The sequence below is a fragment of the Pseudomonas sp. 9.2(2024) genome, assembly GCF_039695385.1.
Taxonomy (GTDB): Bacteria; Pseudomonadota; Gammaproteobacteria; order Pseudomonadales; family Pseudomonadaceae; genus Aquipseudomonas; species Aquipseudomonas paraglycinae.
In genome coordinates this window covers 3,762,947-3,770,535 of record NZ_CP155585.1, presented here as the reverse complement: position 1 = coordinate 3,770,535, position 7,589 = coordinate 3,762,947, and the positions used below count along the sequence as shown (strand labels likewise).

The 7,589-nt window shown below is 63.7% G+C and carries 7 protein-coding genes; all 7 read right to left on the bottom strand.

The genetic code is table 11. The features are described 5' to 3' along the window. Positions 1 to 131 precede the first annotated feature (131 nt). The 7 genes from ABFB52_RS16790 to ABFB52_RS16760 all read right to left on the bottom strand — a co-directional run bounded on the left by ABFB52_RS16790 (position 132) and on the right by ABFB52_RS16760 (position 7,542). Positions 132 to 1,772: a BatD family protein gene (locus ABFB52_RS16790; protein WP_129974084.1), complete on the bottom strand. Its 1,641-nt coding sequence runs from the start codon at positions 1,770 to 1,772 to the stop codon at positions 132 to 134. Then, positions 1,769 to 3,505: a tetratricopeptide repeat protein gene (locus tag ABFB52_RS16785; protein WP_129974085.1), complete on the bottom strand. Its 1,737-nt coding sequence runs from the start codon at positions 3,503 to 3,505 to the stop codon at positions 1,769 to 1,771. Before ABFB52_RS16785 ends, ABFB52_RS16790 begins: the two co-directional genes overlap by 4 nt. After that, complete coding sequence (locus tag ABFB52_RS16780; RefSeq protein ID WP_129974086.1) at positions 3,502 to 4,581, bottom strand: VWA domain-containing protein; 1,080 nt, start codon at positions 4,579 to 4,581, stop codon at positions 3,502 to 3,504. Before ABFB52_RS16780 ends, ABFB52_RS16785 begins: the two co-directional genes overlap by 4 nt. Beyond that, the gene (locus tag ABFB52_RS16775; protein ID WP_129974087.1) at positions 4,574 to 5,071 is read right to left on the bottom strand and encodes a DUF4381 domain-containing protein; all 498 of its coding nucleotides are present in this window, start codon (positions 5,069 to 5,071) and stop codon (positions 4,574 to 4,576) included. The genes ABFB52_RS16780 and ABFB52_RS16775 overlap by 8 nt, the downstream gene beginning before the upstream one ends. Continuing rightward, positions 5,068 to 6,012, bottom strand: coding sequence for a DUF58 domain-containing protein (locus tag ABFB52_RS16770; RefSeq protein WP_007959332.1), 945 nt, complete (start codon positions 6,010 to 6,012; stop codon positions 5,068 to 5,070). Before ABFB52_RS16770 ends, ABFB52_RS16775 begins: the two co-directional genes overlap by 4 nt. 5 nt (positions 6,013 to 6,017) lie before the next feature. Continuing rightward, on the bottom strand, positions 6,018 to 6,977 hold the full coding sequence (locus ABFB52_RS16765; RefSeq protein WP_007913915.1) for a MoxR family ATPase: 960 nt from the start codon (positions 6,975 to 6,977) through the stop codon (positions 6,018 to 6,020). Positions 6,978 to 7,188: 211 nt separating this feature from the next. After that, positions 7,189 to 7,542, bottom strand: coding sequence for a hypothetical protein (locus ABFB52_RS16760; protein WP_003225678.1), 354 nt, complete (start codon positions 7,540 to 7,542; stop codon positions 7,189 to 7,191). Positions 7,543 to 7,589: the final 47 nt, after the last annotated feature.

Sequence of the window (7,589 nt, the reverse complement as noted above, 5' to 3'; positions counted from 1 at the left end):
AAGGACGGATTTATTTATTGCTTACTGTTGTAAATAAATCTGACCACTTCTTGAGAGCAGCAAAGCACAAGCAGAAAAAGGGGCGGATTTATTTGATTAATAAATCCGCCCCTTTTTTATTTTTTACTGAGCTACTTCGGATAAAGCGGCGGCAACCCACTGTCCCCAACCGGATCCTGCACCCGCTCCGCCGTTGGAATCGTACGGATCGCCCGCCACAAATCCTCACCCTGCCAATGCTGCCCCGTCTCGCTGTACAGCGCGCCGTTCAAACCATCGAGCGCATCCGACAGCGGCACAAAACGCGCCGCCATATCCGCCAGGGTTTCCGGTTGCTGGCGGGCCCAGGCGTCGAGGGCCTGGCGGGTGGCGTGGGGGTCGTTGGCCTGGCTGGCGCGTTTGATGTCGTCGAGCAGGGTGCGGGGGCTCGGGCCGGTTTGCGCGGCGCGCAGGATTGCCGGCTGCCAGCGGGCACGCCACCAGAGGCCGAAGCCGAGCAGGGTGGTGCAGGCGAAAACGAAGGTGCTGAGTTTCCACCACCACAAGGCTTCGCTGTCGGCCGCGCTGAGCGGTTGCGTGCTGCCCGCCGGGGTGTCGACTTGCAGGCTCGGGTTGTTCGCCACCTGCAGGGTGCGCGCCGGCAGGCTGGTGTGTTCCAGGTGATCTTCGAAGGTGTTCCACCAGACCACGTCCACCGTTGGCAACTCGATCGAACCGCTGCGGCTCGGCACCAGTGCTTCGCGTTCTTCACGGCTGCCGATCAGGCCGCGGTCGCTGCTCTGGTTGTTCAGCACCGGTTGATCCGGATAGCGGCGCAGGCCGTTGGCTTCGGTGGCGGGCAGGGCGGGCAGTTGCGAGCTGGCCAGGCCTTCGACCTTGAGGGTCAGGCTGCGGGTCAGGGAGTCGCCGACCTGGGTGTGTTCCGGCTCCGGGTTCCAGCTTTCGCTCAGGCTCAGGCTGCGGGCCGGCAGCCACGGTGCGTCGCTGGGGTACGTCATCGGTTTCGGTTTGACCGTCAGCGAGGTGGCGGTGGAGCTGACGCGCATCAGTTTGCCCGGCTTCGGTCCCTGCGTCGTGGCGTCCTGCGAGGGCTGGGTGTCGACGAGTGTGGCGCTGAAAGTCTGCGGGGCGATGCTCAGCAAGCCGCTGTGCTGCGGATAGATCGCATAGCGCATCTCGATCACGCCATGGCGCACACCGTTGATGTCTTTTTCGTAGGTGCGCATGTCGCCCAGTTGCTCGATGCGCGCGTCGGCGATCTGCAACGGCGTCAGGCTGCTGTCGTCGTACAGCGACACCGAATGGTAGATGCGCAACGTCAGGATGGCCTGGGCCTGCACGTAGACGCTGGTCTGGTCGAGGCTGGCTTCGATGAACACCGGTTCGCGGGCATTGTTCTCTTCGCGGTTGTCACTCTCGATCACCTGCACGGTGATCGGCTGGCTCTCGACGTCGCCCAGTTTCAGCGGCGGGATTTCAACGCTGCCGTTCTGCTTGGGCAGCAACGTGATGATCCAGCGAGTGGTGGCGCGGTTGTCTTCGTTGAGTGTGTTCAACTGGTTGACCTGACGCGTGCCGCGCACTTCGAACAGCGGTTCCAGCGGGCTCAGATCCGGTTTGCCGAACTGCGTGACATCGTTGGATTCGAGGGTGAGTTCGACCGTCTCGCCGGAGTTCAGGCGACTGCGATCCACGCTGGCTGTCAGCTCGGCCGCCTGGGCGGTGGCCGTGCAGATCAGCAGGGGCAGCAAGAGAGCGGTGAAACGGGTCATCGAATGTTTTCCTGATCCTGATGTTGTTGCTGTTCGTACCAGAATTTGCGTCGCAGCAGTTCGCCCGGGTCATCCGGGATCTTGCCCAGCCATTGTTCCAGCGCCTGCTGTTGCTCGCCTTCGAGGTTGTCCTCATTGGGGCGCAGCAGCGGCGCAGTGTTCTGTTCCTCGCCCGGTTCGCTGTCCGGCAACTCGTTGGCACCCGGCAGCGGCGGGGTGGTCGGTGGCGGTTCGCTGGCGGACTCGCCGGTCTGCGACTCGCTTTGGGTTTCGCTTTTGACCGCTGGTGGTGGAGCGGTCGGTGGCGGCGGTTCATCGCCCGGTATGTTTGGCTGCGCCGGTTTGTCTTGCGGTTCGGCCGGCGGCGGGGCGTTTTTCTGTTTCAGCAGGTTTTCCACCAGCGCCTTGTTGGTCAGCGCCGGGCGCAGATCCGGCTGGCGTTCCAGGGCCTGTTCGTAGGCGTCCAGAGCCGCTTCCAGCTCGCCGCTTCTGGCCAGGGCGTTGCCACGATTGTAGTGGGCGTGGGCGTCATTGCCCTCGGCGAAATGCTGAGCGGCGCCACTGTAGTCGCCGGCCTCGTACAACGCCACCCCTTGCCATTGCGGATCTTCGAAATGCTTCGCCGCTTCGGCCGGGCGCTTCTGTTTGAGCAGATGCAGGCCTTGCTGATCGGGGCGCAGCCACAGGTCTTCGAAGTCGAAGGCATAGCTGGGTTGCGGCAATGCCAGCAGCAACGGCAGGCAGAACAACCAGCCACGCCGCCCGGCGCACGCGGCGAGCAACAACAGCGGCAACAGCAGCCAGTACCCCTGATCGGCCCAGGTGTCGAGGCGCACGGTCTGGCCATCGTCGCGCAGGCTGCGCGGGCCATCGAGCAGGCCGAGGTCGCCCAGATCGGACTCATCCAGCCGCGCGCTGCGGTACTCGCCGCCGACCGCGTTGAGGAAGGCGCCGAGGCCCGGGCTGTCAAGTTGCGGCACCCGGATCGCGCCTTGTTCATCCTTGAGGAAACTCCCGTCCTCCTGAGCAATCGGCGCGCCCTCAGCGGTGCCGACACCGAGCATCAACAACTGCGCCGATTGGCCGCTTAGTGCATTGCGAATACCTTGGCGTTCCTCTTCCGACAGCGAAGAGCCAATCAGCAGAATCCGCCCCTGACCCAGCGCTCCCTGCTTGAGCAGCGCCAGCGCCTTGCCAACCGCCAGATCGGCGCGATGGCCGCTTTCCGGCATCAGCGAGGGCTTGAGCGCGTCGAGCAGGTTGCGACTGGTCGCCAGGTCATCCGACAGCGGCACCAGCGTATGGGCGCTGCCGGCGTAAACGACGATGGCGGTCTGGGCATCGCTGCGCACTTTCAGCAGGTCGAACAGCTTGCGCCGGGCCTGTTCCAGTCGCGTTGGCGGTGAATCGGTGGCGAGCATTTCCGGGGTCAGTTCCAGCACCACCACCAACGGGTCGGCGGGTTTCTGGCTGGTTTGTTCGACCCGCTCCCAGCTCGGCCCGAGCAACGCCAGAATCGTCAGCAGCCAGGCCACGCTCAGGGCGACCCACGGCAGTTTGCTGTCGCGACCGCTGCCGCCACTGAGCAGCGTGGCGTGAAAGGCCGGCGGCAGAATCATCTGCCAGCGACCGGCGCGTTTCTGTCGGTGCCAGAGCTGCCAGATCAGCCAGCCGAGCGCCGGCAGCAGCAACAGCCACCAGGGACGGAACCAGTGCGGCCAGAGAGCGATCATCGGCGCCTCCGCAAACGCAAACGCTTGAGACGGTCGCGCCAGTCAGGCAGGGGGCTTTGCAGATACAGCTCCTTGGTAAACAGTCGTTGCAGCGGGTTGTCCGGCCACAACACACGGGCGACCAGTAACATGCTCAGCAGCAGCGCGAATGCCAGCGGCCACTGATACAACGCCTGCGCCGGACGGGCCTGGGTAGGTTGCTGAGTCACCGGTTCGAGCTGGTCGAGGGTGTCCTTGATCGCTTGCAGTTGCTGGCCGTCGCGAGCGCGGAAGTACTGGCCTCCGGTGACTTCGGCGATGGCCTTGAGTGCCGGTTCGTCGAGATCGAGGGTCGGGTTGCCGCCGAGCAACGCCGTGGCGCCGCTTTCTTCGGGATCGGCACCGATACCGATCGGATAGATTTTCACGCCTTCGCTGGCGGCCAGTTTTGCGGCGGTCAGCGGGTCGATTTCGCCGCCATTGTTGGCGCCGTCGGTGACCAGAATCAGCACCCGGCTCTGGGCCGGACGCATGCGCAGGCGCTTCAGGGCCAGGCCGATGGCGTCGCCAATCGCGGTGTTCTTGCCGGCGATGCCGATCCGCGCTTCATCGAGCCAGACCCGAACGGTGCGCCGGTCAAACGTCAGGGGTGCTTGCAGGTAGGCCTGGCTGCCAAACAGGATCAGGCCAACGCGGTCGCCATCGCGACTTTCGAGAAAATCACCGAGCAAATGCTGAACCAGCGACAGGCGACTGACGTCTTCGTCGTTCCATTGCATGTCCGGAAAATCCATCGAGCCGGACACGTCCACTGCCACCAGCAGATCACGACCGCTGGCGGCAATCGGCAGCGGTTCGCCGAGCCATTGCGGGCGGGCGGCGGCGATCAGCAGAAACAGCCACAGCAGCATGAACGGCGCTTGCTGGCGCCACGCTGGCAGGTTGGCCCGGGCGCGGCGGCGAGCGAGGCCTTCCAGGTCACCGAGGAAACTCACTTTCAGCGCCGGTTCGCCGCTGTCGGCCACCGGCAGCACGAGGCGCATCAGCCACGGCAGCGGCAACAGCAGAAAGATCCACGGCCAGGCGAACTCAAACATGTTTGCGGATCCAGGTGTCGACTGCCTGGGTCAGGCCGGCGATGGCTTTGTCGTCGAGCTTGCACTCGGGTTTGTAGGCGCCTTCGACGAGCACCATCCACCGGGTCAGGCCGGCGGCGGGGCAACGGTTGTCGAGAAACGCCAGCCATTTGCGGCCGTTGAGGGTATGGCTCTGGCTGTAGGGATAGTGGTTGCGGCACAGGCGTTTGAGCAGGCCGTTGAGCTGCTGCAGCCAGGCCCCGGCCGGGGCGCCGTCGTAGGGTTTGGGCATCTGCGCCAGTTCGGCGAGTGCGGCGATACGCACCGGATCGAGCGGCAGTTCGGCGCGCACGACCGGTTTTTTCTTGATCGGAATGAAACGTCGCAGCCGCCAGATCACGAAACCGATTACCGGCAACAGTAAAAGCAGCAGCCACCAGCCCGGCGCCGGCGGCCAGAAGGCAATCGGTGGCGGGGAGATCAGCGGTTGCAGTTGTTCGAGGCCGCTCATCGACCTTTCCCCGGACGTTGCGGGTTCAGGAACTCGCGCATCTGCTCGACCATTTCGCTCTGAGTGCTCAGCGGCATCAGCAGCACGCGCAGCTTCTGCGCGAGCAATTCCCAGCGAGCGATCCGCGCTTCGGCCTGGGCGCGGTAGGTCTGGCGCAGATCGAAATTGAGGGTGTCGAGTTCCAGCTGCGCGCCACGTTCGGCGAATCTCAGCAGGCCGGCGGCGGGCAGGGCGTGATCCAGCGGATCGGACAGCGGCAGCATCAACAGATCGCAATGGCGCGACAACAGGCTCAATTGCTGCTCGGCGCTGTCGGACAGTGCGCGCTCGTCGCAGATCACGATCACCAGACTGCCCGGTCGCAGCACTTCGCGGGCCCGGCGCAACGCCACGCCAAACGCATCGCGATCCGGCTCCCGCTCGCTGTGCAGCGATTGATTGACCTTCACCAGCCGGTTGAGCAGTTGCAAAAGGCTCTGCTTGCTGCGGCGCGGTTTGATTTCGTAATGCTCGTTGTCGCCGAACACCAGCCCGCCAACCCGGTCGTTGTGACCGAGCGCTGCCCAACCGATCAGCGCCGCAGCCTGCGCCGCCAGCACCGATTTGAACATCAGCCCGGAGCCGAAGAACAACCGCGTACTCTGCTCGACCATGATGAAAATCGGCCGTTCGCGTTCTTCATGGAACAGCTTGGTGTGCGGTTCCTGCGTTCGCGCGGTGACGCGCCAGTCGATGGTGCGCACGTCGTCGCCGGCCTGATAGACCCGCACCTGATCGAAGTCGACGCCGCGACCACGGAATTTCGAGTGGTGCAGGCCGATCAGCGGGCTGCGCTGGCTCGGCGTGGAAAACAGCTGCACTTCGCGCACGCGGTGACGCATCTCGATCAGCTCGGCGAGGCTGATGCGGATGCCCGGTTCGGACGGCAGGGAGGCGTTCATCGGGGTCAAGCGACGGCTACGACGTCGAGAATCCGTTGCACCACGCGATCCTGATCGATGCCAGCGGCTTCGGCTTCAAACGACAGAATGATGCGGTGACGCAACACGTCGAACAGCACGGCCTGGATGTCTTCCGGGCTGACGAAGTCGCGACCGGCCAGCCAGGCGTGGGCGCGGGCGCAGCGGTCGAGGGCAATGGAGCCGCGCGGGCTGGCGCCGTAGGCGATCCACTCGGCCATTTCCGGGTCGAACTTGGCCGGGTTGCGCGTGGCCATGACCAGTTGCACGAGGTATTCCTCCACGGCGTCAGCCATGTACAGGCCGAGGATTTCCTTGCGCGCGGCGAAGATCGCCTGCTGGCTGACCCGGCGTTCGGGCTTGGTTTCGCCGTTCAGGGCTTCGCCCCGGGCCTGTTGCAGGATCCGGCGTTCGACGGCGGCGTCCGGGAAACCGATTTTTACGTGCATCAGGAAACGGTCGAGCTGGGCTTCGGGCAGCGGATAGGTGCCTTCCTGCTCGATCGGGTTCTGTGTGGCCATCACCAGAAACAGCGGCGACAGCTCATAAGTGCTGCGCCCGACACTGACCTGACGTTCGGCCATGGCTTCGAGCAGCGCCGATTGAACCTTGGCCGGGGCACGGTTAATTTCGTCCGCCAGCACCAGGTTGTGGAAGATCGGGCCTTGCTGGAACACGAAGCTGCCGGTTTCGGGGCGATAGATCTCGGTGCCGGTGATGTCGGCGGGCAGCAGGTCCGGGGTGAACTGAATGCGATGGAACTGGGCTTCGATGCCCTCGGCGAGCTCTTTGATCGCTTTGGTCTTGGCCAGACCCGGAGCGCCCTCGACCAGCATGTGGCCGTCGGCGAGCAGGGCGATGAGCAAGCGCTCGATGAGTTTTTCCTGGCCGAGAATCTGCGTTGAAAGAAAGGTTCGCAGCGCCAGCAGCGCTTCACGATGTTCCATCGATGACTGTTCCTGGAAAGGGTGGCCACAGGCGTTCGGATAACGCCGGGGCTGGGGGCGTTACTTTAATCCATCGCAGGGGGTGGCGACTAACGGCATTTTGCGCAAAGTGCGGGAAATGACCGGGGCAATTGTTGGAATTTTGTAGGGCGGGGGAGGTGCGGTGTTCTTTCGGGCCCTTTCGCTCGCGAAAGGGCCGGCCCAGATGCCATCAAATCTGGCTGATATAGGTGCCAGTACCATCAAGAATGTTCTTCAGGGTTTCCTCGACTTCAGCCAGATCCACCATGTCCGGATTGAAAGTGATTTCCAGCACATCATCCCCGTTCAACGCATCGGCATCGGCTGCAGCGATTTCGATCTTCAACAGGGTTTTGGTCAAAGTGACCTTGACGCCATCAAGGGTCGACGGCTCGCCATCCAGCGTGATCTCCAGCTCGTCCTCGTCCGGGTAGCGGCTCATCAGGAACATGTCGCCCTTGTCGCTGTGGCAGCAGAGCATGGCCATGTTGTCTTCTTCGTCGTCGCACGGGTTGACGATCAAAAGGGCGGTGGTCATTTGCATGGGGAATTCCTGCCTCGGCGGGCTTGTTGGTCGCAATTGGGCGCGAT